At 60.0% G+C, this 26,309-nt stretch carries 24 protein-coding genes; 10 read left to right on the top strand and 14 right to left on the bottom strand.

What is annotated here, in order from left to right:
- Positions 1-415: 415 nt before the first annotated feature.
- From ACCD02_RS05190 to ACCD02_RS05175, 4 genes are read right to left on the bottom strand one after another with little or no spacing between them, the layout of a single operon-like run.
- On the bottom strand, positions 416-1,024 hold the full coding sequence (locus tag ACCD02_RS05190; RefSeq protein WP_413299086.1) for a membrane integrity-associated transporter subunit PqiC: 609 nt from the start codon (positions 1,022-1,024) through the stop codon (positions 416-418).
- Positions 1,021-2,694 carry an intermembrane transport protein PqiB gene (locus tag ACCD02_RS05185; protein WP_413299084.1) on the bottom strand — a complete coding sequence of 558 codons (1,674 nt, stop codon included), beginning with the start codon at positions 2,692-2,694 and terminating at the stop codon, positions 1,021-1,023. The genes ACCD02_RS05190 and ACCD02_RS05185 overlap by 4 nt, the downstream gene beginning before the upstream one ends.
- Positions 2,687-3,301 (bottom strand): paraquat-inducible protein A, encoded by a 615-nt coding sequence (locus tag ACCD02_RS05180; protein WP_413299082.1) that lies wholly within the window; start codon positions 3,299-3,301, stop codon positions 2,687-2,689. Before ACCD02_RS05180 ends, ACCD02_RS05185 begins: the two co-directional genes overlap by 8 nt.
- A complete protein-coding gene (locus ACCD02_RS05175) occupies positions 3,298-3,909 on the bottom strand; it encodes a paraquat-inducible protein A (RefSeq protein WP_413299080.1) in 612 nt (203 codons plus the stop codon). The genes ACCD02_RS05180 and ACCD02_RS05175 overlap by 4 nt, the downstream gene beginning before the upstream one ends.
- A 275-nt stretch (positions 3,910-4,184) precedes the next feature.
- Between ACCD02_RS05175 and ACCD02_RS05170 the strand changes: the two genes are divergently transcribed.
- Both ACCD02_RS05170 and ACCD02_RS05165 read left to right on the top strand, forming a co-directional pair.
- Positions 4,185-4,508 (top strand): SPOR domain-containing protein, encoded by a 324-nt coding sequence (locus tag ACCD02_RS05170; RefSeq protein ID WP_413299605.1) that lies wholly within the window; start codon positions 4,185-4,187, stop codon positions 4,506-4,508.
- A 106-nt stretch (positions 4,509-4,614) separates the two neighbouring features.
- Positions 4,615-6,726 carry a DUF4214 domain-containing protein gene (locus ACCD02_RS05165; protein ID WP_413299078.1) on the top strand — a complete coding sequence of 704 codons (2,112 nt, stop codon included), beginning with the start codon at positions 4,615-4,617 and terminating at the stop codon, positions 6,724-6,726.
- A 94-nt stretch (positions 6,727-6,820) separates the two neighbouring features.
- On the opposite strand, the gene ACCD02_RS05160 is transcribed toward ACCD02_RS05165, so the two are convergent.
- A complete protein-coding gene (locus ACCD02_RS05160; protein ID WP_413299076.1) occupies positions 6,821-7,138 on the bottom strand; it encodes a DUF883 family protein in 318 nt (105 codons plus the stop codon).
- Between the two features lie 165 nt (positions 7,139-7,303).
- Here ACCD02_RS05160 and ACCD02_RS05155 point away from each other — a divergent pair, with 165 nt between their 5' ends.
- Both ACCD02_RS05155 and ACCD02_RS05150 read left to right on the top strand, forming a co-directional pair.
- Complete coding sequence (locus tag ACCD02_RS05155; RefSeq protein WP_413299074.1) at positions 7,304-7,558, top strand: hypothetical protein; 255 nt, start codon at positions 7,304-7,306, stop codon at positions 7,556-7,558.
- 112 nt (positions 7,559-7,670) lie between these two features.
- Entirely contained in the window at positions 7,671-8,597 is a 927-nt protein-coding gene (locus ACCD02_RS05150; protein WP_413299072.1) for a carbon-nitrogen hydrolase family protein, read from the top strand.
- A 3-nt stretch (positions 8,598-8,600) separates the two neighbouring features.
- Here ACCD02_RS05150 and ACCD02_RS05145 read toward each other — a convergent pair whose 3' ends face one another.
- Positions 8,601-9,080, bottom strand: a complete 480-nt coding sequence (locus tag ACCD02_RS05145) for an LEA type 2 family protein (RefSeq protein WP_413299070.1) — start codon at positions 9,078-9,080, stop codon at positions 8,601-8,603.
- Between the two features lie 168 nt (positions 9,081-9,248).
- Between ACCD02_RS05145 and ACCD02_RS05140 the strand changes: the two genes are divergently transcribed.
- The 3 genes from ACCD02_RS05140 (at position 9,249) to ACCD02_RS05130 (ending at position 12,230) form a co-directional block, all read left to right on the top strand.
- Positions 9,249-10,016 carry a 3-hydroxyacyl-CoA dehydrogenase gene (locus ACCD02_RS05140; RefSeq protein ID WP_413299068.1) on the top strand — a complete coding sequence of 256 codons (768 nt, stop codon included), beginning with the start codon at positions 9,249-9,251 and terminating at the stop codon, positions 10,014-10,016.
- 15 nt (positions 10,017-10,031) lie between these two features.
- Entirely contained in the window at positions 10,032-11,231 is a 1,200-nt protein-coding gene (locus tag ACCD02_RS05135; RefSeq protein ID WP_413299066.1) for an acetyl-CoA C-acyltransferase, read from the top strand.
- A 225-nt stretch (positions 11,232-11,456) separates the two neighbouring features.
- Positions 11,457-12,230: an enoyl-CoA hydratase gene (locus tag ACCD02_RS05130; RefSeq protein WP_413299064.1), complete on the top strand. Its 774-nt coding sequence runs from the start codon at positions 11,457-11,459 to the stop codon at positions 12,228-12,230.
- On the opposite strand, the gene ACCD02_RS05125 is transcribed toward ACCD02_RS05130, so the two are convergent.
- Entirely contained in the window at positions 12,217-14,109 is a 1,893-nt protein-coding gene (locus ACCD02_RS05125) for a type VI secretion system Vgr family protein (RefSeq protein ID WP_413299062.1), read from the bottom strand. The two genes, ACCD02_RS05130 and ACCD02_RS05125, sit on opposite strands and share 14 nt — an antisense overlap.
- A gap of 283 nt (positions 14,110-14,392) precedes the next feature.
- Between ACCD02_RS05125 and ACCD02_RS05120 the strand changes: the two genes are divergently transcribed.
- Positions 14,393-15,097, top strand: coding sequence for a YebC/PmpR family DNA-binding transcriptional regulator (locus ACCD02_RS05120; protein ID WP_413299060.1), 705 nt, complete (start codon positions 14,393-14,395; stop codon positions 15,095-15,097).
- Positions 15,098-15,197: 100 nt separating this feature from the next.
- Here the strand turns inward: ACCD02_RS05120 and ACCD02_RS05115 are convergent, their stop codons facing one another.
- Both ACCD02_RS05115 and ACCD02_RS05110 read right to left on the bottom strand, forming a co-directional pair.
- The gene (locus tag ACCD02_RS05115) at positions 15,198-16,499 is read right to left on the bottom strand and encodes a leucine-rich repeat-containing protein kinase family protein (protein ID WP_413299058.1); all 1,302 of its coding nucleotides are present in this window, start codon (positions 16,497-16,499) and stop codon (positions 15,198-15,200) included.
- A 48-nt stretch (positions 16,500-16,547) separates the two neighbouring features.
- Positions 16,548-17,102, bottom strand: coding sequence for a TetR/AcrR family transcriptional regulator (locus tag ACCD02_RS05110; RefSeq protein ID WP_413299056.1), 555 nt, complete (start codon positions 17,100-17,102; stop codon positions 16,548-16,550).
- 105 nt (positions 17,103-17,207) lie between these two features.
- Here ACCD02_RS05110 and ACCD02_RS05105 point away from each other — a divergent pair, with 105 nt between their 5' ends.
- Complete coding sequence (locus ACCD02_RS05105) at positions 17,208-18,416, top strand: MFS transporter (protein ID WP_413299054.1); 1,209 nt, start codon at positions 17,208-17,210, stop codon at positions 18,414-18,416.
- A 172-nt stretch (positions 18,417-18,588) separates the two neighbouring features.
- On the opposite strand, the gene ACCD02_RS05100 is transcribed toward ACCD02_RS05105, so the two are convergent.
- The 5 genes from ACCD02_RS05100 to ACCD02_RS05080 all read right to left on the bottom strand — a co-directional run bounded on the left by ACCD02_RS05100 (position 18,589) and on the right by ACCD02_RS05080 (position 22,604).
- Positions 18,589-19,347, bottom strand: coding sequence for an anti-sigma factor family protein (locus tag ACCD02_RS05100; protein ID WP_413299052.1), 759 nt, complete (start codon positions 19,345-19,347; stop codon positions 18,589-18,591).
- Positions 19,344-19,856 carry a sigma-70 family RNA polymerase sigma factor gene (locus ACCD02_RS05095; RefSeq protein ID WP_413299050.1) on the bottom strand — a complete coding sequence of 171 codons (513 nt, stop codon included), beginning with the start codon at positions 19,854-19,856 and terminating at the stop codon, positions 19,344-19,346. The genes ACCD02_RS05100 and ACCD02_RS05095 overlap by 4 nt, the downstream gene beginning before the upstream one ends.
- Positions 19,857-19,959: 103 nt before the next feature.
- The gene (locus ACCD02_RS05090) at positions 19,960-21,096 is read right to left on the bottom strand and encodes a M14-type cytosolic carboxypeptidase (RefSeq protein WP_413299048.1); all 1,137 of its coding nucleotides are present in this window, start codon (positions 21,094-21,096) and stop codon (positions 19,960-19,962) included.
- A 41-nt stretch (positions 21,097-21,137) separates the two neighbouring features.
- A complete protein-coding gene (locus ACCD02_RS05085) occupies positions 21,138-21,659 on the bottom strand; it encodes a DUF4880 domain-containing protein (protein ID WP_413299046.1) in 522 nt (173 codons plus the stop codon).
- 477 nt (positions 21,660-22,136) lie between these two features.
- Complete coding sequence (locus tag ACCD02_RS05080) at positions 22,137-22,604, bottom strand: Lrp/AsnC family transcriptional regulator (RefSeq protein ID WP_413299044.1); 468 nt, start codon at positions 22,602-22,604, stop codon at positions 22,137-22,139.
- 171 nt (positions 22,605-22,775) lie between these two features.
- On the opposite strand from ACCD02_RS05080, the gene ACCD02_RS05075 reads away from it, so the two are divergent.
- The gene (locus tag ACCD02_RS05075) at positions 22,776-26,261 is read left to right on the top strand and encodes an indolepyruvate ferredoxin oxidoreductase family protein (RefSeq protein ID WP_413299042.1); all 3,486 of its coding nucleotides are present in this window, start codon (positions 22,776-22,778) and stop codon (positions 26,259-26,261) included.
- The last annotated feature ends 48 nt before the right edge of the window (positions 26,262-26,309 follow it).

The following is a 26,309-nucleotide window of genomic DNA, read 5'->3' as shown; positions in this document are numbered from 1 at the left end:
AAGACCTTGATCGCTTTACGGTCTTCAGTATCAAAAGTTCGTACTGCCGTTTGTAGTAGAACCCTGAGTCGACAGTCCAGCAGTCACCCGTAGTTACAAAGATACGCCTTTCCCGCTGGGTACAGGAATAGTTTTTTGTACGAATTTGTACGATTCATCCTCACTTATAAACTAATTAAGTGCCTGGATTACAGTACTTTTACTTGCATGGCTAAATGCCCGCTCTAAAGGAGGCGATTTCCTCAGAACGGCGGGATTGAGAGTACACGTGCTATCTCTGGGCATTGCTGACTGGGCCGAGGACGGATGGTCACGTCGATGACTGGTCGGTCATCAACGATTCCATCATATTCGCATGTGCTTTTAAAGTCGTTGCGCGAGGCGCATTTCATCAAACGAGAGCTGGACTCGTTGACTAAGGGCATTTCGCTACACCCTGTTGTGTCCACTGTTTTGCTGTCGTGCTTATCAGGGTCGCCAGTTTGCCTACCGCGTGCTGGTGGGCGACGACCAGATTCTCCATGCTGCTGCCTGCCGTCTCACGAACCAGACTGCTGCAGGTCAGGTTCTGTCGTTTAGGCCCACTGTTACGCAGGCTCAGGCTCCATACCACGTCGATCAGGGCATATTGACCGGGGATTGATTCGAAACGACGTACATCGGTACGCACCGAAAGCACCGGTTGCTCGCTGTTTTTCGGCAGTCCCGCCAGATCACGGGTGCCCAGGCGCTGTTCCAGCTGGGCGGTCAGAGCGTCATGGAACTCGTCGGCCAGGGGCGCCCCCCAGCGCTCGCCTTCCAGAATGACCAGGCTGCCATTGCTCTGGCGCACCACCAGTGCTGGCTGATCGACCTGCACCGGCAGAATGACCGGCAGCATTTCCAGTTGCAGCGGTGTTGCTGATGGCGGGCTTTGTTGCAGCGGCAGTGGAGCAACCAGGGTGTAGTAATGGGTCGGCTGGGAGGTACAGGCGCTGATTCCCAGCGCACCGGCCAACAACATGGGTTTAAGGCGCAGGGTCATTGTTCTGGCTCCGGGGCAATTTCACGAGAGGAGGGGGCGGCTTTGTAGGAGCCTGGTGCGGCATCGCCGGTACGACCGCGAATCAGGGCCTCAGGATGGCGGCCCAGGTAGTCGGTCAGAACCCGTACAGAGCGCGCTGTGCGTTGCACTTCGTCCATGGCCTGACTCAACTGCTGACGCGGCGCGGAGTCTTCACCCAGGGAGTCGTTGGCGGTGGCGAGGGTTTTCTGTACCTGTTGCAGGGTACCGCGCATTTGCGGCAGGACGTCGCTGTTGACCGTTTTCATGGTCTTCTGCAATTCCACCAGGCTGCCATTGAGGTTGGTTGCTACCTGATCGATCGGCAACTTGCTCAACTTGTCGACGAAGGTCTGCAATTGCTCCTGCACCTTATCGAAGCTGCCCGGGATAGTGGGGATCTCCAGGGGACGCGATTTTGGATTGAAAGCAACCTTGGGCGCCTTGGGGTCGAAGTCCATGGCGATATACAACTGTCCGGTCAGCAGGTTGCCGTTGCGGATCTGCGCGCGCAGGCCATGTTCGACGAAGCCGCCAAGAATGCGCGCGCTGATTTCATCCGGGTCGCCCGTGCCACCGATTTTCTCAAGCTTGGCGTTGGCCGCGCCCAGACGTTTGGGATAGATCACTGCACCGATGATGCCGGGGAAGGTCTGGGTCTTGGTGTCGTAGTCCAGGTCCACCGAGACCACTTTGCCGATATTCACCCCGAGGAAGTCCACCGGAGCGCCAACCACCAGCCCGCGCAGGGACTGATCAAAGCGCATGCGGATATAGCGGGCATCGCCGTCGGGCGGGGCCAGGGCCGTGGCCTGGTCATCGAAAATGGTGAACTCGGCATTGGCTTCGGCCGGTTTCGAGTCGGGGCTGTAATTGGGTTCGCGGAAAGCGATACCGCCGGAAATGATCGAAGTCAGGGACTGGGTGTCAATCTTCAGGCCGGCTGCGCCAATGCTCACGTCTACGCCGCTGGCATTCCAGAAGCGGGTATCGGTAGTGATGTACTGATCGTTGGGCGAGTTGATGAAGATCTCTACATCGACGCCTTTGCCTTCCTTGGCCAGGTGATAGGACACCACCTGACCAACCTGAATACGCCGGTAATAGATGGGCGAGCCAATATCCAGAGAGCCAAGGTCGTCTGTGTGCAGGATGAAGCGTTTGCCTTTCTCGCCGAAGCTGACCGGCGGCGGCGTTTCAAGACCGGCGAAACGGTCGGTGGTTTCTTCGTTACTGCCTGCATCGGCGGCAATGAAGGCACCGGACAACAGGGTGTCGATGCCGGTGATGCCATGGGCGCCGATTCGCGGACGTACCACCCAGTAGTGGCTGTCCTTGCGGGTGAACGGCGCGGCGCTGTTATTCAGCTCGATGGTGGTCAGCACGTGGGTGCGGTCGTCGCTCAGGGTGATGGCTGTCACCGTACCTATCACCACGTTCTTGTACTTGACCTGGGTCTTGTTGGCCTCGAGACCTTCGGCAGTGCGGAAGGTGACTGTGATCTTCGGCCCGACATTCATCCAGTCATGCACGGCCATGGACAGGCCGATCAGCCCGGCGACGATGGGCACCAGCCAGATCAGGGATATGCGTGCGCCACGGCGTTTCACCGCAGGACGGGCAGGCGAAGGGGGTAGGGCATTGTCAGACATCTTCAACCTCTGCATCCCAGATAAGCCGGGGATCGAAACTCATGGCGGCGAACATGGTCATCACCACCACCAGACCAAAAAAAAGAATACCGATGCGCGGCTCTATGGTGCTCAACTCGCGAAATTGCACCAGTGCGGCGACCAACGCCACCACCAGTACATCGAGCATGGACCAGTAACCGATCAGCTCTATGAAACGATACAGCCGCGCGCGTTCACGCATGGCCCAGGTACTGCGGCGCTGGACCGTTACCAGCAGGGTGCCGAGCACGACGAACTTCAGGCAGGGCACCACCACGCTGGCGATGAAAATCAGCAGGGCGATGTCCCAGGAGCCGCCCTCGATGAATTCAAGCACGCCACTCATGATGGTGTTCTGGCTGCTGCTGCCGAACAGTGTCGTGAACATCACCGGCATCAGGTTGGCCGGAATATAGAAAATCAGGCCGGCGATCAGGAACGCCCAGGTCCGGGCGATGCTGTTGGGCTTGCGTGCATGCACCGAAGCTTCGCAGCGCGGACAGGTGGTAGTCTCGGCCGGGCACACATAGCCGCAGGTGTGGCACAGGCAGACATCGTGTTCGCGGGCGAAGGGGATGCCATTCATGTCGGTCGCACCCCGGGTTCATCCCACAGTCGGCGGATATCCTTGCCTGCGATCAGAATGATCAACACCATCAGCATGGCCATGGCCCACAGGCCCAGGCCGGGGTGCACATCGAGCATGCCACCCAGCTTGACGATTGCCACCAGAATGCCCAGCAGGCAGACCTCCAGCATGCTCCACGGGCGCAGATGTTCCAGAGTGCGCATGCATAACTTGAAGCCCGGCGCGGCAATGCCGCGATGGGCATACAGCAAGAGCCAGAACAACAGGGCGATCTGCAGCAGAGGGGCAAGGATAATCGCCAGCCCCGCTACCAGGGCAATCAATGTGATACGGCCTTGGGCCAGGGCTTCGACGGACTGCCACAGGGTCACTTGATTGCCCAGCCCCTTGAGGCTGATGCTGATCACGGGGAAAAAGTTGGCAAATACGAACAGCAGTGCGGCGGCGATGGTCAGGGCCAGCAATTGTTCGATGCTCAGGCGATGCCCACGCCCGAGGATGGCGTCACAGCGAACGCAGTAGGCCGCTTCGCCTTTTTGCAGTGACGGCGCTTCGTAAAGAGAGTCGCAGTGCTCGCAAATGATCAAGTCCGAACGATCTTTCATGGGGTGCAAAGTGGTCGATGCCGTCATGAGGAAGTGCTGAATAAGCTCAAGCGCGCAAAGATACCGGTTTCGTCGCGTTCAGGCTCGTTTTTGTCGCGACTGTTTGTCGCAGGCGAGCGTGCTGCGCGCTACTCAGATTGACCGCAGGGTACCGTCGCCGTTCACCATTCGTCGGCCGCCTGGGTAAATAAATCCGCTGTTGTGGGGCAACGGAAAAAAACCGGGGTGATAGACTCGCGCCACTTCATAAAGAGGAGCATGTCGACGTGCGCAAGATGGTATTGATATTGGCGGTACTGGCCGTGGCCGGATGTGATTCGGGCAAGCCGGACAAAACCCCTGCTGCTGCACCAGCCCCTGTCGCGGCTGTGGCGACAGGGCCGCAGTGGGACGTGGAGGTCGTGGCGACCGAAGCCCTCACCGATATTACGGCCTGGCTGCTGGAACACGGCTATCCGTTCCAGATCGACGCCAAGCGCCGCATCCTGATCGGCCCATTCAGCAGCAAGGCTGATGCCGAGGCGAAGAATCAGGAACTGGCAGCCAAGTTGATTAATGCCCATCGTGCGGCAGGTGCGCAGGTTGTAGAGCACCAATAACGAGTAGCCGAGGCTTCAGCGGCACTGCAATGGTGCTGCTGCGTCCTGTCATGTGAGGGTAAGTGCTGTCACTATGCAGCCCAATTATCTGTCTCAGGGACGTGTCATGGCCACTATCGTTTTAACCAACAATGTGGATAACCTCACCGGCACCGGTGGCGACGATACCTTCCAAACCGATCCGGGTTCTCTGAACGCTTCAGATGTGCTCAACGGCGGCGGTGGTATTGACACTCTGGAGCTGACCACTGCCGGTAATTACATCTTTGCCTCAGACATCGTGATCAGCGGCATACAAAGCCTTACTGGCAGCAGTGGCGATGACACTGTCTTTTTCGACTCGTCACAGCTATTGGCGACGTTTACCAGTATCGACCTCAAAGGCGGCAGTAACACCCTGCAGAGAATCGGTACACTGGACGTCAGCAAGATAGCACTGAGCAATGTGCAAACCCTGCAAAGCACTGGTGCCGGCGCGACCTTCCTCGTCAAGGGCAGTCAGCTGGGAGCCGGATTGGTCACCAATGTGACCGGCACATCGGTCTCCGCTAATACGTTGCGCGTTTCGGATAACACGCTGGACCTGACCGGCGTCACGCTGACCAATATTCAGCGCTTGAGCAGCAGCACCGGCGTCAACACCACTTTTAAATCATTCACCAGCACCCAGGTCGGCAGCACACCGGGCGTTATCAATATCGCAGCGGGCAGTGGCAACGACACTGTCAATATCACCACCGCAGAGTTGTTGCTGCTCAAATCCATCGACGGCGGCACCGGCACCAACACCCTGGTCCTGGAGGTCGCCGGCAGTTACGACCTGACGACCCTCAGCGGTGGCTTCAGCAATATTCAGAACTTCACCGGCAGTGCGGGCGACGACACGCTGATCGTCACCAACAGCATGATTGCCAGCTCCGGGACCCTCAATCTGGGCTCAGGCAATAACACCCTGCGGACCGCCAGTACAGCGTTCGATATCAGCGCCAAGACCCTGGCCAACGTCCAGTCGCTAAGCGACAGCACCGCAGGCGCTACCTTTACCCTCAACGCAACACAGACCAAGGCCGGTGGCGGTTCGATCGCCAGCATCGCCGGTACAGGCATTGGCAACAGCGTCACTACCGCAGGCACGAGCCTCGATCTATCGGCGACCACGCTGACCAATATCCAGACCATCACCACCAGCAACACCACGGGCACGACACTGATCGATGGCAGTGGTGTACACACGCTCGTCGGCAGCCTTGGCAAGGACACCCTGACCGGTGGCGGCGGCGCCGATACCCTGACCGGCGGCGGCGGGGCCGATACCTTCAAGGACAGTGCCGCCAATCTGAATGGTGTGACCATTACTGACTTCAGCATGGACGATACTATTGACGTGACCGGCTTGGCGCTGGCGGGCGCGACAGTCAGCCTGAGCGGCAGCACATTGAAGATCAGTTCCGGCGGTACTCAGGTCGCGCAATTGACGGTCAACGGCACTTTCGACAGCAACCTGGTGCTGACCAGTGACGGTGCGGGCGGCACTCTGATCAAGTCGGTCACGCCGGCGCCGGTAGTCGACGTCCCGGCCCAGACCACCGTTGTTGCCGATGGCAGCGGCCGTTCATTGACCGGTACCTCGGGGAACGACAGGTTTGTCGGCCAGACCTCCAGCTTTGCTGTGGATACTGTGTTGGAAACCGGCAGTAAATGGTCGCAGAGCACCGTCACGAGCAATAGCGACGGGACATACACCGTTGCCGGTGCCAACGGCACGGACCAGCTGAGCAATATCGAGCGGGTGCGTTTCGATGATGGCGTGCTGCTGTTCAATCTGCCAGCAACGGCCAAGGTATTGGAGGGGATGTACAAAACCATTTTCAACCGTCTGGGCGACGAGAATGGCCTGAATTTCCATATCAAGGCGTTGGGCGGGGCGGACTCCAGTGCCGCGTTGAAAACCATTGCTGCGGCATTCCTGCAGTCCAGAGAAGCGGCGCCACTGGCCAATCTGACCGATACGCAGTTCATCACGACGATGTATCAGAATGCCCTGGGCCGGGCGCCGGATGCCGTAGGCTTCCAGTATTTCCTCAACAATATCGCCAATGGTGACAGTCGCGCTGACGTGCTGCTGGGTTTCGCCTCGTCCAATGAGGAGTTGACGCTGTTGGGGCAATACACCAAGACCGGGATCTTCTCGCCGTTTCCGGACGTTTCACTGGGTTAGGCTTGTTGGAGCGAGGCTTGCCCGCGAACCGGGACAAGGGGATTACCAGGCAGTCCGCGTCGCAACTGTCGCGGGCAAGCCTCACTTCCACGGCTTAGCGACGGCCGAGCAGCAAACCAACAACCAGACCGAACCCGGCAGAGACCGCCACGGTCTGCCACGGATGACCGCCGATATAGCTCTCGGTGGCTTCCACAGCTGGTTTGGTGCGATTACGCACGCTGACGACGGACTCCATGGCCTGCTTGAGTTTGAGGCTCAATTGCGCGCGCAGGGTTTCCGCTTCTTCGCCGACCAGTGAAGCACTGTCTTTGAGCAGCTTGTCCGACTCTTCGATCAGCGCCTGCAGTTCGCTGAACGCCTGGTCTTTGATCTGTTCGGCGGCATTCTGGGCAGATGTTTTACGAGCCATGGTGGTTTCCTTTCAGTTGTGGATGGCAGTAAGCAATGGAGTCATTGGCGTGGGAAAAAGTTGCAGACCATTGTGAGACTTGAACTTATTCGCTCGTCACTTCGCGTCGGAGTGTGCGCCGCAAGGGTGTAAGATGCAGCGGTTTTTATGTCGCAGGTAACCGCTATGAGCTTCAATCTGGCAAATCGCCCCCTTCATGAGCGCGCGGCGCTCGAAGATGAAAAATCCCGTCTGTTCGAGCTGTGGCAAAGCAACCTGGGCAAGGCCAAGGGCGATGCTGCGCGCCTGATCGGGGAAAAGGCCAAGCGCAAGGGCAAGTGGTCTGAATGGGTCCGGGCCGAGCTGGACGCCATGAGTCCGCCGGAGTACGCCAATATGGTGCGCAGCGAAGTCAATCGCCTGATGGCGGCTGCCAAGTAAATGGGTTGTCAGATATTCATCTGATTCATATCATTTAGCACTGAGTCGGTATTTATTCATGTGAGGCTGCGTTGGAGAATCGCTACATTCTCAGCCAACGGAGCTTCCCCGCATGTCTAAATCCATCGTTGCCGCCCTGCAGATCGGCGCCTTGCCCGGCGGTAAAGCCGAGACCCTGGAGCAGATTCTTTCCTACGAGGCCGCCATCATCGAGGCTGGTGCGCGCCTGGTCGTCATGCCCGAGGCATTGCTCGGCGGTTATCCGAAGGGTGAAACCTTCGGTACGCAACTGGGTTATCGCCTGCCCGAAGGGCGCGAGGCCTACGCCCGCTATTACGCCAACGCCATCGATCTGCCAGGGGCGGAAACCGATGCCCTGGCCGCCCTGTCGGTGCGCACGGGGGCCAGTCTGGTACTGGGGGTGATCGAGCGGGCGGGTAACACCTTGTACTGCACCGTGATCTTCATCGAGCCGGAAGGGGGGCTGGTGGCCAAACACCGCAAGCTGATGCCGACGGGCACCGAGCGGCTGATCTGGGGCAAGGGCGATGGCTCGACGCTGCCGGTGATCGACAGCCAGGTCGGGCGTGTTGCCTCTGCAGTGTGCTGGGAAAATCAGATGCCGTTGCTGCGCACCGCCATGTACGCCAAGGGTGTCGATGTCTGGTGCGCGCCAACGGTGGATGAGCGGGATATCTGGCAATGCACCATGCGCCACGTCGCCCATGAAGGGCGCCTGTTTGTCATCAGCGCCTGTCAGGTGCAGCCGTCTCCCGAGGCATTGGGTGTTGAAGTGGCCAACTGGCCGGCACAGCGCCCGCTGATCAACGGCGGAAGCCTGATCGTCGGGCCTTTGGGTGATGTGCTGGCCGGGCCGTTGCTGGGCGAAACTGGCCTGCTGTGTGCCGAGATCGATACCGATGAATTGATCAAGGCACGGTATGACCTGGATGTGGTCGGCCATTACGCACGGCCGGATATCTTCGAGCTGATGGTGGATGAACGGGCCAAACCCGGCGTGCGCTTCATTCAGGACTGACCGCTACCATTGATTATTCAGCGGCTGTGGCAGGCTCAGCACGCCACTGTCGCTGAAGCGCATCGTGCCGAACAGGCCGCCAGCGAGCTTGCCGTGCAGGGTGTACGGCAGGTTATCCAGGCTCTGGCGCTCGCTGACCCCCACCACTTGGCGCAACGCGGCAAAGGCCGAAACACTCACCGGTACCACCAGCACCGCTTCGGAGAAACGGCCGATGGTGCCTTGCTGGTCGCTTACCCCCGAAGCAAGCAACCTACCATTTACGTCCAGATCCAGAGCGACGCCGCTGTAGTCGATGGCGGTTTCATTGGGGTTCTGCAAGCGCAACTTTACCGCCAGACGTACCTCCAGACCCTGACCGGGCAGGGGCTCTATGCCCACCACATTGATATTCAGCGGATCGTTATGGGGGAACAGCGCGCAGGCGCTCAGGGTCAGCAATAACAGACTGGTGGACAGGATGCGGATGAACTGTGCGTGCATGCGCCGGGCTCCGGGCTAAGGGCTACCTGATCTCAGACCTCCCCGGCGGACATAGATTCGTTATTGGCCAAATCGCTCATCGATTGCGCCTGCTTTGACCATTGCCTCGATCGGGCTGTGGCGCGACTATCTTTTCCATTCCAACAAAAACAAAGATGGAGAATCGCTATGCAGCTCAAGGACAAGGTGTTTGTCGTCAGTGGCGGTGCTTCGGGGCTGGGGGCGGCCACGGCGCGCATGCTGGTGGGAGCGGGCGCCAGGGTCATGCTGGTTGATCTGAATGTGCAAACGGTTGCCGCCCAGGCTGAGCAATTGGGCGGACAGGCGGCTTTCCATGCCGGGGACATCACCCAGGAAACGGTGGCCCAGGCCGCTGTGGACGCAGCAGTAAAGGCATTCGGCCATTTACATGGTTTGGTCAATTGCGCAGGCATTGGCGGCGCGGAAAAGATCCTCGGCAAGGAGCAGCCCCATCGCCTGGAAAGCTTCAGCCGCATTATCAATGTCAATCTGATCGGCAGCTTCAACCTGCTGCGCCTGGCCGCCGAGGCCATGGCCCGTAATGAGCCGAACGGCGAGGGCGAGCGCGGCGTGATCATCAATACCGCCTCCATTGCCGCCTACGACGGCCAGATTGGCCAGGCCGCCTATGCCGCTTCCAAGGGCGCGATTGTCAGCCTGACCCTGCCGGCGGCACGGGAGCTGGCACGCTTTGGCATACGGGTCATGACCATTGCCCCCGGCATCTTCGAAACGCCGATGATGGCCGGAGTCGCCGAACCGGTGCGTGAAGCCCTGGCGGTGGGTGTGCCGTTTCCACCACGGCTGGGTAAGCCAGACGAATATGCGGCGCTGGTTCGGCATATCGTCGAGAACAGCATGCTCAATGGCGAGGTGATCCGTCTCGACGGCGCCCTGCGCATGGCCCCCAAATAAGCTCAGGAGAACCTCATGCCCAAGACCTTTCAGGATGATCCGGTAGTGATTGTCAGCGCCGTGCGCACGCCCATGGGCGGTTTTCAGGGCGACCTGCACAGTCTGACCGCGCCGCAATTGGGTGCGGCTGCGATCAGGGCCGCAGTGGAGCGCGGCGCGGTCAAGGCTGATACGGTTGATGAAGTGTTGTTCGGCTGTGTATTGCCTGCCGGGCTTGGTCAGGCCCCGGCACGGCAAGCGGCGCTGGGGGCGGGCCTGAGCAAGTCGACCCCCTGCACGACCCTTAACAAAATGTGCGGCTCGGGCATGCAGGCGGCTATTCTCGGTCACGACCTGCTGCTGGCGGGCAGTGCCAGGATCGTGGTGGTCGGTGGCATGGAAAGCATGTCCAATGCCCCGTACCTGCTGGACCGGGCGCGCAGTGGCTACCGCATGGGCCATGGCCGGGTTATCGATCATATGTTTCTCGATGGCCTGGAAGATGCCTATGAGCCAGGGCGCTTGATGGGCACCTATGCCGAGGATTGCGCGCAGGAGCATGGGTTCAGCCGGGAAACCCAGGATGCCTACGCCGTGGCCTCCCTGACTCGGGCTCAGGCCGCCATCAATGACGGTCTGTTCACCGCGGAGATCGTTGCGGTCGAGGCGCAGATCGGCAGGGAGCGCAAGCTGATCAGCACTGATGAGCAGCCGCCCAAGGCGCGGCTGGACAAGATTGCCAACCTCAAGCCGGCCTTCAGAGCCGATGGCAGCGTCACAGCGGCCAACTCCAGTTCAATTTCCGATGGCGCGGCGGCGTTGCTGCTGATGCGTCGCTCCGAGGCTCTAAGTCGTGGGCTCAAGCCCTTGGCGATCATCCATGGTCATGCGGCGTTTGCCGATGAGCCTGGACTGTTTCCTACGGCACCTGTTGGCGCGATCAAAAAGCTGATGCAGCGCACTGGCTGGAGCCTGGAGCAGGTGGACCTGTTCGAGATCAACGAAGCCTTTGCCGTGGTTGCTTTGGTGACCATGCAGCAACTGGGATTGGTCCACGAAAAGGTCAACGTACACGGCGGTGCTTGCGCCCTGGGGCATCCGATTGGCGCGTCGGGGGCGCGCATCCTGGTCAGCCTGATCTGGGCACTGCGCCAGCGGCAACTGCGTCGTGGCGTAGCGGCGATCTGTATCGGTGGCGGGGAGGCGACGGCGGTGGCGATTGAGTGTGTTTATTGAGTGTTGGATGCCTGGCGGTGTCTCACCCGACAACGCTGCCACATGGCAAACGGTGATTCGTTTGAGCGAGGCCTGTCCGCGAACGATCAGATCCTGTGCGGCCTGCCAAAGCTCGAGTCATTCTATGACAGGAAGCTAATATTATTGTTATAAAACAATATCTTATGGATATTATCTAATGTTGATTAGAAGTTTGTCTTTTGAGCTGAATAAGGATAAATATCAATGACTTATGAAACATTGTTGCTAGAGATTCAAGATAAGGTGGCCCTTATCACCCTGAACCGCCCCCAGGCCCTGAACGCCCTGAATGCCCTGCTGATCCGCGAACTCAACCAGGTGCTCGATCAACTGGAAGCTGACCGCACTATCGGCTGCATCGTCCTGACCGGCTCAGCCAAGGCCTTTGCCGCCGGGGCCGATATCAAGGAAATGGCGCAACTGACTTATCCGCAGATCTACCTTGACGACCTGTTTTGCGACAGTGACCGCATCGCTGCCCGGCGTAAACCGATGATTGCCGCAGTGGCAGGCTTTGCCCTGGGCGGCGGCTGTGAGTTGGCGTTGATGTGCGACTTTATCCTGGCTGCCGACACTGCCCGTTTCGGTCAGCCGGAAATTAAACTCGGCGTGCTGCCAGGTATGGGCGGCACCCAGCGCCTGACCCGGGCCGTTGGCAAGGCCAAGGCCATGGAGTTGTGTCTGACCGGCCGCTTGATGGACGCGGTGGAGGCTGAGCGGGCCGGGGTGGTGGCGCGTATCGTGCCTGCGGCCGACCTGCTGGAAGAGGCGCTGAAAGTCGCTGCTGATATCGCCGCCAAATCCTTGCCTGTGGCGATGATGGTCAAGGAAAGCGTCAACCGTGCCTTTGAGGTCAGCCTCGCCGAAGGTGTCCGCTTCGAGCGCCGCGTGTTCCATTCGTTGTTTGCCAGCCATGATCAAAAGGAAGGCATGGCGGCGTTCATCGAAAAGCGCGAGGCTGTGTTCAAGGGCTGTTGAACAGCATGAGCTGATGCCGGCTCCAGTTCTGCTGGAAATACACTTCCAATGGCACGCAGTGGCCGGGGTGAATCAGGCATAGCTGCTGCGGAGTCTTGCGGTACTCCTCGGCCAATTGCCGTTGCTGTTGGGGGCTCAGACCCAGATAACCCTGATCGTCGGTCTTGCCCTCGAACAGCAGATGGCGTGGATCCAGCCGTGCCAGATGGCCCAGATCAGGTTGGGGCATGCGCACGATATACCAGCTGCGTCGGGCCAGGGGGCGACCGCTCAGGCCGGGTTTTTCAGTCAGGCGCAGATCGTGGCGGGCAGCTTTGCGCGGGTTTGCGAAGGCTGCGGTGCGCCGCGCAGTCAAGGTGATGCCATCAGCGCTCAGCTCGAGGCGGGCGCCTTTGCCGCTGAGTTGCAGGCGTGGAGCTTCGATCAGCAGGCGCTGGCCGTGTTTAAGGTGCAGCGCGGTTAATTGCGGCGCCAGCTCGATCTCATCGACCTGAGCCCGCATCCCCTGTTCTGCCTGGCGCAGGCCGCAGATCACCGGGCGCTCCGGGTCGTTGTCAAAATGGCCGACCCAGACCGCCGTCCCGGCACCCTCGCACAACAGCTCGCTGTCAGCGATGTGCGCCGCAATTCCCGTGCTGTCGGTAGCGTCGGATGCTTGCCAGTCATAACGGATAGGCAGGCGCCCCTGGGTATCGGTCACCAACAGGCCGTCGGGGCTGGTCAGCAGTGTGGCAGGCAGAACGCCATGTACCTGAGGTTTGGGATGATCAAGGGGCGGACGAAAAGGCATGGCCCAGGGAATGGCGGCAAAGGTGTTGGCATAGCCCGGTTGCGCCGTCGCGGGCGTTGTCGAGTCAAGGATCCTCGTCTTGTCGTAACCATCGCCGCCGTCGAGTACCCATGGCTGCCAGGCGCTATGGCGGACTTCAGTCAGTAACCATTGATCGTTGTATTGCGCAATCGGGTGGCCGAGTACCTGAATGACATGTCCGCTGCCCGGGCTGGGCCGGTCGCTGCGGCCCTCAACCCGATAGCGTTCACAACGCATGCGCTCCAGCGCCCGGCGACTGGCCTGGCGCTGGCGCAGTTGCCGGGGATCGTTGCGATTGTCGTAGGCCGGGTGCAGGTAGGGCTGATTGGCGACGCCCAGGATCGGTGGCCCGGTCGGTTCAGGCGCATCACTTTCTTCTTGCAGCACCGGGGGGCGACCCTGGCCGGGCAAGGCCCAGAACGTTTCGCGCAAGTGACTGAGCCCGCCAGGAGCTGAGGAAACACTTTGTGGGCGCTGGAAACGCAGGGGCTGCAGCAAGGGCGGGAAACTGCCGGGATCGTCGGAGAAAATCAGCAAATGCTGGCTGCGACTGTGCTCGAAACGAAAATGAATGCCTTCCTCTTCGCATAAGCGCTGCAGCAAGTGCAGGTCGCTTTCGTCGTGCTGCACGCATAGGGGGCGGGGCGGATAGAGGCCGGTGGCGGGCTCGAAACGGTAGGTGTCTTCCTCCAGGCCATGCTCCGCCAGCAGTTGCACAATCAGCTGCGGCACGCTGAGATCGCGCAAGACCCGTCGCTGGCGGCGCTGGTCCAGCCGTTGCAGGTCGGGCATCAGGCTGATGCGGTAGTGGCTCAGGTCGGTGCCTGCATAGCCCTGGCCGACAGCGCAAATGTGCCCGTGCACACCTTCTTCGCCGTCGCCCAGGCTGAGGAAGGCACGGCGTTGCAGCAATTGATTGAAGTCCAGCAACGGATTGTCGCTGAGCACATCAACGTCGAAACGGTAGGGTTGATTCAGTGCATCGTGGCCGTTGAAGCCAATGACCGGCAGGGTCATCGGCGTGTCATCAATGGTCAGGGTGATCGGCACGTGCGTGTTTCGGCACATTCGCATTCGCTCCCAGCTAGAAAATTCCAAGGGGCGCAGGGTACGAAATGCGCGTCGTTCTTGGCATGGCTGCGAGGTTTTTCAGAAAAGGACTACAAGGCTTTAGGGGATATCGGTCATGGCTTCACGGGGTCCCAGTGTGAAGTCAATGACCTGAAAGGGGTTTCATCCGTCGCCATCGCGTATAAAATGCGCCGGTTACCATTTTTCAACGTGTTGCCGCACCGCCTGTTCTGATGAACGGGCGAGGGTGGCAAGGCGCAATCGAATCAAGAGAGCAAGCATGGGCGCACAGTGGAAGGTCAAGCATAAAGAAGCAGCAGCCAACGCCAAGGGGCGTATTTTTGGCAAGCTGTCCAAGGAAATCATGATCGCCGCGCGCTCCGGCGCTGACCCGGACATGAACTCCCGGCTGCGTCTGGTGGTCGAGCAGGCCAAGAAGGCCTCGATGCCCCGCGAGACCCTTGAGCGGGCAATCAAGAAGGGTGCGGGCCTGCTGGGCGAGCACGTCAACTTCGAGCGCCTGACCTACGAAGGTTTTGCACCGCACAAGGTGCCGGTGATCATCGAGTGCCTGACTGACAACATCAATCGCACTGTTTCGGAAATCCGTGTGCTGTTTCGCAAGGGGCAACTCGGTGCAGCCGGTTCTGTATCCTGGGACTTCCTCTATCAGGGCATGATCGAAGCCACGCCCGACAACGCCGACGCCGATCCTGAACTGGCTGCCATTGAGGCCGGTGCCCAGGATTTCGAGCCGGGTGAAGACGGCGCCACGCTGTTCCTCACCGAGTCCACCGACCTGGATGCCGTCTGCAAGGCACTGCCCGAGTTCGGCTTCACCGTGACCTCGGCGCAGCTGGGCTACCGCCCGAAAAGCACCGTGGATGGCCTCAGCGATGAGCAGATGGCGGAAGTCGAAGCGTTCCTCGAAGCCATCGATGCTCATGATGATGTGCAGAATGTGTATGTAGGTCTGGCGGGATAAAAGCCTAGCTACGAGTTACGAGCTGCAGGAAAGATTGGCGGGTGTGGGACCGGCTTTAGCCGGGAAGGCATATTCCCGGCTAAAGCCGGTCCCACAGTGTTTACGCTTGCAGCTCGAGGCTCGCAGCTAGCACCTGCTTCACCTCGATCATCGCCGGACGCCTCATGACGTCAGGCTGCACACACCGCTCCTGCAATGCCCGCACGGGATCACCCGGTGGCAGTTCGCAGTGTTCCAGCAACTCCCCCAACAATATGCCAAAGGCCCGCGTCTCGATGCGCTCCAGCATCGCGGCTTGTTCAGTGCGCGGATGAAACGCTGCCGCACCGAAATCCCCCAACAACCCGTCACCCTGCGGGCTCCATAAGACGTTATGGGCATACAGATCGCCATGGATCATGCCGTGGCTATGCAGATGGGCGGTGGCCGAGGCGATGCCGGTGGCGATGCGCAGGGCCACCTGGGGCTCAAGGCGCAGGTCGGCGGGATAGATATCGCGGGTGCAGGACTCCAGGCTGGGTGGTCCGGCCAGGTTGGTGAAGGCCGGGTCGATCAGATCCAACACCAGCCCGGCGCGTCCCTCTGGGTGATCATTGATGCGGCCTTCGACCCGGATCAACTGCTCATGTATGCCGGCGACCAGGCAGGCCGCCATCTCATCCAGCGGCGAACCGTCACTGGTGACATGGCCTTTGTAGACCTTGACCGCGACGGCGAGCGGATCCTGTTCAGGTCTTTGCCACAGGGCCCGTTGAATGACCCCCGAAGCCCCTTCACCGAGCTTCTCCCCAAGTTGCAACTGCTGCCACGGGATCTGCGGTACATCGACGACCGGTACCGGCGGCGACAATGGATTGCCACCATGGGCGAGCCAGGCGAGGGCGGGCATCTGCAGCAGCCAGGCAGGCAGCTCGGTCAACTGGTTGACGGCGATGCGCAGCAGTTCCAGGCGCTGGCAGCGCACCAGGCTTTCGGGCAGGTGTTGCAGGCGGTTGCCGGCCATCATCAGCTTTTGCAGGTGCGTACAGTCGCCAAGTGCCTCAGGCAGGCAGTCGATCTGGTTATCGGTGAGGATCAGCGAGCGCAGCAGTGGCGGCAGTGCTTCACCGCAGACGTGACGAATACGGTTGGCCTTGAAGCCAATCACTTGCAGCTGTTCACAGCGGCCGATGCAGGGGGGCAGTTCGGTGAAGGCGTTGTCGGAGACGAACAGAATGCGCAGGTGCCTGAGCCGGTATAGATCATCGGGCAAACTGCTCAGGGCGTTGCCGCTGAGGTTAAGCACTTCCAGGGAGTCGGCCAGCTCGAAGATCGCCCGAGGGAATTCAGTGAGTCCGCAGGACAGGTCCAGGCGGCGGATGCCGTGGAGCTTGCCGGTGTTCAGGTCTTCGAGGCTGTGCATGGAGGTGTGAGGTCAATGGCCGTTGGAGGCGGCCATTCTAACAGGCTGTCAGGCCAGCTTCAGGCACCGATCAACCAACTGCAGGGTACGTTCCAGGTTTGGCGGCGCATCGGCATAGAGCAGGCGGTAGATGATTGGCGCGACCACGGTGTCGATCAGTTCGGCGCTGCAGGGCACGCGCTCGCCCCGAGCCAGCGCGCGATCGATGATGATTTGCAGCTGCTCCTGAACGATGGCGACACATTTGCCCGAGCAGGTGGTGGCGCCGGTGGCGACCACATCCCGCATCAATTCCCGGCCCGGAGCGGAACTCATCTCCTCGAGATATGCCTCGGTCCAGGTGCGCAAATCTTCGCGCAAATTACCGCAGTTGATCGGCTCGTCCGGGCGCAGGCGCTCAACCGCAGCGTCAGCCAGCAGGGTGGTCAGGTCGCCCCAGCGACGATAGATGGTCGAGGGCGTGACCCCCGCCCGAGCGGCGATCAACGGCACGCTCAAGGCACTGCGCTCGTGTTCGAGCAACAGGTCGCGAACGGCCGTATGGATCGATTCCTGCACGCGGGCGCTGCGGCCTCCGGTGCGTATGCCTTCTTTAATAGCCATGGGGCAGACCTTAACACAAAATATTTGCTTTAATTCAAACCAGCTCGCACACTTGGTAACGCTAAAGATTAGCTTTTATTATGTGTGCGATTGGAGAGTGTACCCATGTCTATACCTTTGCAGAACCCGGGCAGCGCCGATCGGCCACACAAACATCTGGGTTTTCTGGCATTTACCACGTTGTGCTTCTTCGCCGCGTCCAGTGCGCCCACGCCGCTCTACCATTTATACCAGCAGAGTTGGGGCTTTTCCGCAGCGACATTGACGTTGATTTTTGCGGTTTATGCCATGAGTCTCCTGGTCGCATTGTTGGTGGTGGGATCGCTTTCCGACTATCTGGGCCGACGGCCGGTCATCTTTGTTTCGCTGTTGCTGGAGATCACGGCCATGCTGCTGTTTATCTTCGCCAGCGATGTCGGGTGGCTGATCGCTGCGCGGATCATGCAGGGTTTCGCCACGGGCATGGCCACCAGCGCCCTGGGGGCGGCGCTGCTGGACAGTGATCAGAAACAGGGGCCGTTGATCAATAGCATCGCACCGATGTTTGGCATGGCCCTGGGTGCATTGGGCACCGCAGCACTGGTGGAATTTGCACCATTGCCGCTGTTGCTGGCCTATTGCTTCTTGCTGGCGGCTTTCGTCTTCCAGGCGCTGTATCTGTGGCGCATGGCCGAGACGGTCAGTCCTCAGCCTGGTGTCTGGCAATCGTTGCGCCCTTCGCTGCATGTGCCGGTTCAAGCGCGGGGCACGCTGTGGGCGGTGTTGCCGGCAGATATTGCCGCATGGGCCCTGGGTGGCTTCTTCCTGTCCCTGACGCCGTCGCTGCTGGCCGCTGCCACCGGTTCGACTTCGGTGCTCAATGGCGGCCTGGCCGTGGCCGCGCTGACCCTCAGTGGTGCGGTGGCGATCGTCAATCTGCGCCTGCGTGATGCGCGTCTGGCCCTGTGGGTTGGCGTTTGCTTCCTGCCGGCGGGTGTAGCGGTGATTCTGGCGGCCGTCAACAGTGGCTGGCTGTGGCTGTTCTTTATTGGCACGGTGGTGGCCGGGGTGGGCTTCGGTTCCAGCTTTCTCGGCGCGCTACGTATGCTGCTGCCGTTGGCCCATGCCCACGAGCGTGCAGGGTTATTGTCGGCGTTCTACGTGCTCAGCTACCTGGCGTTCTGTGTGCCAGCGTTGATGGCCGGATTATCCGCCAGGAGCCTGGGGCTGATCACCACCACCAATATCTATGGTTCGGTGGTGATTGTGCTGGCCCTGCTGGCGTTGGCCGGGTTGCTGGTCAAGCGGGCTGCGCGGCGACGGCTGGTCGCATAGCGTCTATAGGCGTGAGCCTGCCACGTTGGAGCAAGGCTTGCCCGCGAAAGAGGAAACGCGGTCTGTCAGGCAAACCGCGTCAAGGTCTTCGCGGGCAAGCCTCGCTCCAGCGGGTCTGCGTTTGCTGCGCGAAAGCACCTTGTCAGCGACATCGAGGCCATCACTCAGCCAATCAGATTGCGTTATGCAGCGCCTGACGTGCCTGTTGCGCAGCAGGGTCATCGGCCGGGCCGACCATGGCGTAGTTGTAGCCGCCACCGGACCAGTAATCCGCCTGCAACTCACCATCCCGGCGACTGCCCTGGGGCAACAGGTGGTTGCGCTCTCCCGGTGGACGGATATAGAAGCTGAGCTTGCGCCCGGCCGCGTCGGCATAAACCACCATGGCTGCTGCGCCTTGCTCGGTACTGGTCATGCGTCCGCCCACCGGTTTGAAGCCTGCGGCTGCAAGATCCGGCAGGCGATTGGCCTGGGCAAAGTTCTTGTCCAGCCAGCCTTGGGCATCGTTCACCTTGGTCGGGTTCCAGTCGGTGGCCATGTCGTCCTTTACTGCGAACATGCGATAGGCCTGTACGGCATCGGCCATGGGTGGGGTGGCCGTGCTCAGGGTCATTTCACGGGCCTGCCAGCCACTGAGGCCGCCGATGCTGACGGCGATCAGCAGCACCGCTGCCGTGGCGTAGTGCCGGTAGGATTTGTGCCGCATGTTCTGGCGAATAAAGGCCGGGTCCAGCTCCGGATTGGCGCTACGCTGCAATTCGCCGCTCAAGGCGGCACGCAGGTGCTGGGCATCCAGTTGCCAATCCTGTACCTGGCGGGCCACCTCGGGATGGGCCGCCAGCCAGGTTTCCAGGGTTTGCCGGTCGGCATCGCTCAATTGGCGGTCGACATAGGCGTGCAGGTCGCGTTCGCTGGGGGGCAGGCTGATCATTTCAGTATCCGCAGGGCAGGGGGCGTGATTTCACCGTCGCTGAGTTGCCGCAAGGCCTGGCGGGCCCTGGACAAGCGGGACATGACGGTACCGATCGGAACATCAAGAATTTCGGCGACCTCCTTGTAACTCAAGCCTTCCACTGAAATCCACAGCAGCAGTGCGCGCTGTTCGGTATTGAGGCGTTCGAACGCCTGTAATGTGGATTGGGCGACCACCGTGCGTTCCACCGACGGCTGGTAATCGTCCTCGCTGGCACCGGTGAAGAAATCCAGCATGCGTTTGTAACGCCGCGAGCGGCGGTGGGCGTCGAGGAACTGGCGGTAGAGAATGGCAAACAGCCAGGCGCGCAGATCGCCTTCCGGACGTTTGTCGGCCCAGGCTGTAAGCGCTTTCTCCAGGCTCGACTGGACCAGGTCGTCTGCGGTGGTCGGGTTACGGGTCAGCGATACCGCGAAGCGGCGCATTCGCGGGATCAGCTCACGTAATTGGTCGTCGATGTCATGCATGGCTTCCGGCATCCGGGGCAAGGTAATGGATCGTTATGATCAGCAAGACGTCGCTACCCGGAGTCTATTCCATGAAGTCCCAATTATTTTGTCGAAATATTTCTCAGCGCAACACCGGGACCATTTCCGACAGGGTGGTCAGCACATCCTTGGCCAACTGTGCCGAGCGCCTACCTGACCATCCGGTGCGGATATCCGGCGCGTTGTCGTTGTCCTTGAACGGCATTTCCAGGGTCATGGCCAGGCATTTGAAGCGCTCGCCGACGCTATTGCAGGCCAGGTTCATATTGGCCTTGCCGGGTGCCGAGCGCGTGTAGCCATGGACGCTCTGGAAGTCGACGGTGATTTCTCCCAGGCGCTTGCGGAAATGCGCTTCCAGCTCGGCCTGTTGCGGCGTATAGCCGGGGTTGCCTTCGCAGGCGGCGGTGAAGACATAAGGAATGGCTTCGTCGCCGTGAACATCGAGGAACATATCAACGCCGTACTTTTCCATCTCCTGCTTGATGAAAAACACCTCGGGGCTCAGTTCAGGAGTGGAGTCCTGCCAGGCGCGATTGAGGTCCTTGCCGCAGGCATTGGTGCGCAGATGGCCGTGGAAGGCGCCGTCCGGGTTCATGTTCGGCACCAGATACAGGTCGGCGGCGGCGAGCAGGCTGTCGAGTACCGGGTCGTTGCGCTGTTGCAGGCGCTCAATGATGCCTTCCATGAACCACTCGGCCATATGCTCGCCGGGGTGCTGCTGGGCAATGATCCAGATCGCCCGCTTGCCCGCGCTGCCATCGCCTTTGCGCAGCAGGGGGATATCGCGGCCCTCGACGCTCTTGCCCGTGGCCAGCAGTTGTGTACCGGCCCCCTCCAGAGCCTGACGGATCAGCCAGTCATGGCGCGCGCGGCTATAGGGTTCGAAATAGGCAAACCAGATCTGCGGCTGTTCGGGGGCGATGCTGAAGTTCAGGGCACGGCCATCGAACTGACTCGGTACACGGAACCAGCTGACCTGATCGTAAGAGGCAACGGCGTTATAGCCGGTCCAGGCGTGGCTATAGCTGGACTCATGGGCATTGCCCAGGCTGAAGGCGTGGCTCTGACCGACTTGCATGCCGTCGACCTTGAAGTGAAACCACTGGAAGTGCTCGCTGCGTGTGTCGGGGCGGATGGCCAGCTTGATGTCGGTGGGATTGCTGGCGTCGACAACGTCGATATTGCCGCTATCAAAATCGGTACTGATGGTAAGTGGCACGGAGTGATCCTTGTTGCGTGAATCGCGCCACTTTACACGGATTAGAAACTCAAGGAGAACGCTTCAGCGGTTACCAGCAGGCTGCAGACGAATGCGGTCAGCAGATACCAGCCTATATAGGCCCGGCGTTTGCGCTGATACCAGCGGCTGCTGGCCAGATGTTCGGCGGCAGGTAAAAGCTTGCGCCAGAGCTGTTCCGTGGCTTCGAATGCGCGCAGATTTTCCGGCGCGGCGTCGAGCCAGTGACGGAATTCGATACGCTGGCTGGGGGTAGCCTGAGGGCTTTGCAAATGCACATACCAGCCCACGGCGGCCTGGGTGTCGGCAGTCTTGTCGCCGCACTGCAAGAGGGCCTTGACCATGGCGTGTTCCACCTGGCGCAGATCGATCTCAAGGAAACTGGCGATATCGGCATACGCCATGCCATCGGCGCGGCTGAGCAGGAAAATCTGCCGGGTACGCCGGGACAGCCGGCTGAGGCCGCGACACAGTTCGAGGGTGCGCGAATCGGCAGGGGCGATTTCGGGATTGGGCAAGCGGTACCAAGAAAGCTGGCTACTCATAATGAATGGCTCGCAGATCTTCGGAGGGGGTTCGTTCCATCGAAGGGGGCATCATCCTTGACGCTGTAACAGGATAGACAAATGCGAATAATTATCAAGTGATAATTTTCATCAAATGCCATTTTAATGCTACCAACCGGACTTTTGAGTGCCTTCATGGGGTTCGGGTTCAATGATCTTTGCTATGATCCGCGCCATCGTAAAACGACACGTCTTCATTAGCCTGAAGCAACGAGAAAGACCTAAAAAAAAAGACCCGGCAAAAAGCCGGGTCAAAAACCGTGATTAGCCTGATGAGGAGATAATCCAGGAGCCGACCTAAGACTCCCGGGTTACCCAACTGACCTTGCGGCCAGTTGCTTGCAATAATAATCATTATCATTTGCAAGTCAAAGATTATTTTCACTCCTATTGAAAATAATTATCATCTTCCTGCGGCGCTGGCTTGAAACGCCGTCTGCTGCTCGCGCGCAAAGCTCAGTCCAACGGCAGTTCCGTGGTGCGCTTGACCTCGCTCATGGCGATGTTCGAGTGAGCCTCCTGCACATGCGGGCTCTGTAGCAGGTGATCGCGCAGAAAGCGCTCATAGCTGGCGATATCCTGCACCACCACCTTGAGCATGAAATCCATATTCCCGGCCATCGTGTAGCACTCCAGCACCTCCGGGAAGCCGATGATGGCCTCCTCGAATTCAGCGAGAAAGCGCCGTCCATGTCCGGATAGTTTCACATCGACGAACACCGTCATGGTCAGCCCAAGCTTGCGCGGGTTGAGCAGGGCGACCTTGCGTTCGATCACGCCTTCTTCCTGCAAGCGATTGATGCGCCGCCAGCACGGTGATTGCGACAGCTCGACCCGTTCGGCGATTTGCGCAGCGGAGAGATCAGCATCGTGCTGCAGCAGGCGCAGGATCTTGCGGTCGATGGGGCTGAGTTTTACCTGCATGAATTGACCCTTTATCTTGTTTTTATAGAAACGATCATGCGCAGTATCAGCGAATTCGCTGGCATTTAGAAAGAAAAAGCCCGCCGGCAACAGGCAGTATTTTGCTTGTGACCGCCGGGTCGACCGTCCCGGCTACTCGACATCTCGATAATAAAAACAAGGGAGTCTCGAATGTCTTTGGCTGATATTCGTCTGGATGATAAGTACCGCCTCGCTACCGGCAATCTGTACCTGACTGGTACCCAGGCCCTGACCCGCCTGCCGATGCTGCAAAAACAGCGCGATGAAGCCCGTGGCCTGAACACTGCCGGGTTTATCTCCGGCTACCGCGGCTCGCCATTGGGGAACCTCGACAAGAGCCTGTGGGACGCCAAGGATTACCTGCAACAGAACGCCATTCACTTCCAGCCCGGCATCAATGAAGAGTTGGCGGCGACGGCAGTATGGGGCAGTCAGCAGGTCAATCTGTTTCCCGAAGGCAAGTACGCCGGGGTGTTTGCCCTGTGGTACGGGAAGGGGCCTGGCGTCGATCGCAGTGGCGATGTGTTCAAGCACGCCAACTCCGCCGGCACCTCCGAGCATGGCGGCGTGCTGGTGCTGGCCGGTGACGATCATGGCTGCAAGTCGTCGACCATCGCGCATCAGAGCGAGCATGCCTTTATCGCCTCAATGATTCCGGTGCTCAATCCCAGTAACGTCCAGGAAATCCTCGATTACGGCATTATCGGCTGGGAATTGTCGCGCTACAGCGGTTGCTGGGTGGCGATGAAGACCATTGCCGAAAACGTCGATTCCTCGGCTGTGGTGGAAGTCGATCCACTGCGGGTACAGACCTGTATTCCCGAAGATTTCGTGCTCCCCGAAGGCGGCCTGCATATTCGCTGGCCCGATCCGCCCCTGGCCCAGGAGGCGCGGCTCAACACCTACAAGATTTACGCCGCCCGGGCCTTTGCCCGCGCCAATCAGTTGAACAAGGTGGTGATTGACTCGCAGCAACCACGCCTGGGCATCATCACCACTGGCAAGTCCTATCTGGATGTACGTCAGGCCCTGGAAGAGCTGGGTATCGATCTGGAACTGTGCGACAAGGTCGGTATCCGCGTACTCAAGGTCGGCATGAGCTGGCCCCTGGAACCGGTGTCGGTGCACGACTTTGCCGAAGGCCTCAGCGAGATTCTGGTGGTCGAGGAAAAACGCAGCGTCATCGAAGACCAGCTTACTGGCCAGCTCTACAACTGGCCGGTGGAGCGCCGCCCGGTGGTAGTCGGCGAGTTCGATGAGCAGGGTCGTTCGCTGTTGCCCAACCTCAGCGAGCTGACACCGGCCATGATCGCCCGGGTCATCGCCAAGCGCCTCGCGCCGTTCTACAGCAGCCCGCAGATCGAGTCACGCCTGCAATTCCTCAGCGAAAAGGAAAAGGCTCTGCAGGCGCCGCTGTTCACGACCCAGCGCACGCCGCATTTCTGTTCAGGCTGCCCGCACAATACCTCGACCCGGGTACCGGAAGGCAGCCGCGCCCTGGCCGGGATCGGTTGCCATTACATGACCATCTGGATGGATCGGGAAACCGAAACCTTCACCCAGATGGGGGGCGAGGGCGTGACCTGGATCGGCCAGGCACCCTTTACCGAAACGCCCCACGTGTTCCAGAACCTCGGTGACGGTACTTACTTCCACTCCGGGCACCTGGCGCTACGGGCGGCGGTGGCTTCCGGGGTCAATATCACCTACAAGATTCTGTATAACGACGCCGTGGCCATGACCGGTGGTCAGCCTATCGACGGCGTGCTACGGGTCGATCAGCTCAGTCGCCAGGTGTTCAACGAAGGCGTCAAGCGTATTGCCCTGGTCTCTGATGATCCGGATAAATACCCGAGCCGCGAGGCTTTCGCGCCGATCACCAGTTTCCACCACCGCCGTGACCTGGACGCCGTGCAGAAAGAGCTGCGTGAATTCAAGGGCGTCTCGGTGATCATTTACGACCAGACCTGTGCCACGGAGAAGCGTCGGCGGCGCAAGCGCGGCACCATGCCTGACCTGGAAAAGCGCGCCCTCATCAACCCTGCCGTGTGCGAAGGCTGCGGCGATTGCGGCGCCAAGTCCGGTTGCCTGTCGGTATTGCCGAAGGAAACCGCCCAGGGACGCAAGCGGGAGATCGACCAGAGCGCCTGCAACAAGGATTTCAGCTGCGTCGAAGGGTTCTGCCCAAGCTTCGTCACCGTGCATGGCGGTCGCCTGCGCAAGCCCGAATTGCCGGTGCAGGTTGCTGCCTTTGCGCAATTGCCGGAGCCTCGGCTGCCAAGCCTGGACAAGCCCTTCAATATCCTTCTGCCGGGTGTGGGTGGCACCGGCGTGACCACGGTGGGTGCAATGCTCGGCTTTGCCGCCAATCTGGAAGGCAAGGGCTGCAGCGTGCTGGATCAGGCCGGTCTGGCGCAGAAGTTCGGCCCCGTGGTCAGCCATATCCGCATCGCTGCCCATCAGGCCGATCTGTTTGCCGTGCGTATTCCGGCGGGCGAAGCCCATCTGCTCTTGGGCTGCGACCTATTGGTTGCAGCAGGGCCGGATGCCTTGGCCAAGCTGAACGTGGCCAGTTCCCATGCCGTGGTCAATAGCCAGCAGACCCCGACCGCCGAGTTCACCCGTAATCCGGACGCCGAATTTCCGGCCGAAGCCATGAAGCAGAGCATTCGCGATGCGGTGGGCGCGCAAAAGACCCACTTCGTCGAAGCCACCGACCTGGCTACCAAACTGATGGGCGACAGCATCGCCAGCAACCTGTTCATGCTCGGTTATGCCTATCAATTGGGATTGATTCCGTTGACTTCGGCGGCCATTGAAAAGGCCATCGAGCTTAACGGTGTGGCGGTCAAACTCAATCAGCAGGCGTTTCTCTGGGGCCGTCGTGCCGTCCATGATCTGCCAGCGGTCGTGGCCGCGGCCAATCCTGGCGCAGTCAGCGAGCCAGCGCTTGAGGATCTGACCCTTGATCAGCGCATCGAAGCCAATGTGCGCATTCTCACCGACTACCAGAACAGCGCTTATGCCGAGGATTACCGGACTCTGGTGGAGCGGGTGCGTCAGGTCGAAGCTGCACGCTTCCCCGGTCAACAGGCCGTGCTTGGCGAAGCGGTGGCGTTCAACTACTTCAAGTTGCTGGCTTACAAGGACGAATACGAGGTTGCGCGGCTGTACAGCAATGGCGAGTTCACTCGTCAACTTGAGGCGCAGTTCGAAGGGGATTACCGCCTGGAGTTTCATCTGGCGCCGTCCTGGCTGGCCAAGCGCGATCCGAACAACGGGCTGCCACGTAAACGCAGCTTCGGGCCATGGATGCTGAAAGCCTTCGATGTGCTGGCCCGTTTCAAATTCCTCCGTGGTACCGCCTTCGATCCGTTCGGGCGCAGCCTGGAACGGCGCCAGGAGCGGGAATTGATTGCCAGCTATGTCGGCGATATTCAGCTGATCATGCAGCATCTGTCCGAAAAGAACCGCCACACGGCGCTGAGCCTGGCACGTCTGCCGGAGCGCATTCGTGGTTATGGTCACGTCAAGGAAAGTGCGATGAAGGCTGCGGCATTGCAGGCGGCGCGGATGCGCCAGAGCCTGGTCAGCGGCGAGGTTGAGTTGCCGAAGTTATATGAGGTAGCGGCGTAAAAGGGAGCCGTTGGAGAGAGGCTTGCCCGCGAACGCATCGGCCCCGTC

This window comes from Pseudomonas sp. Pseusp88 (genome assembly GCF_047303955.1).
Lineage (GTDB): Bacteria > Pseudomonadota > Gammaproteobacteria > Pseudomonadales > Pseudomonadaceae > Aquipseudomonas.
Note: the sequence above shows the minus strand (reverse complement) of the source record. Positions and strands in the feature narration are given on the sequence as shown.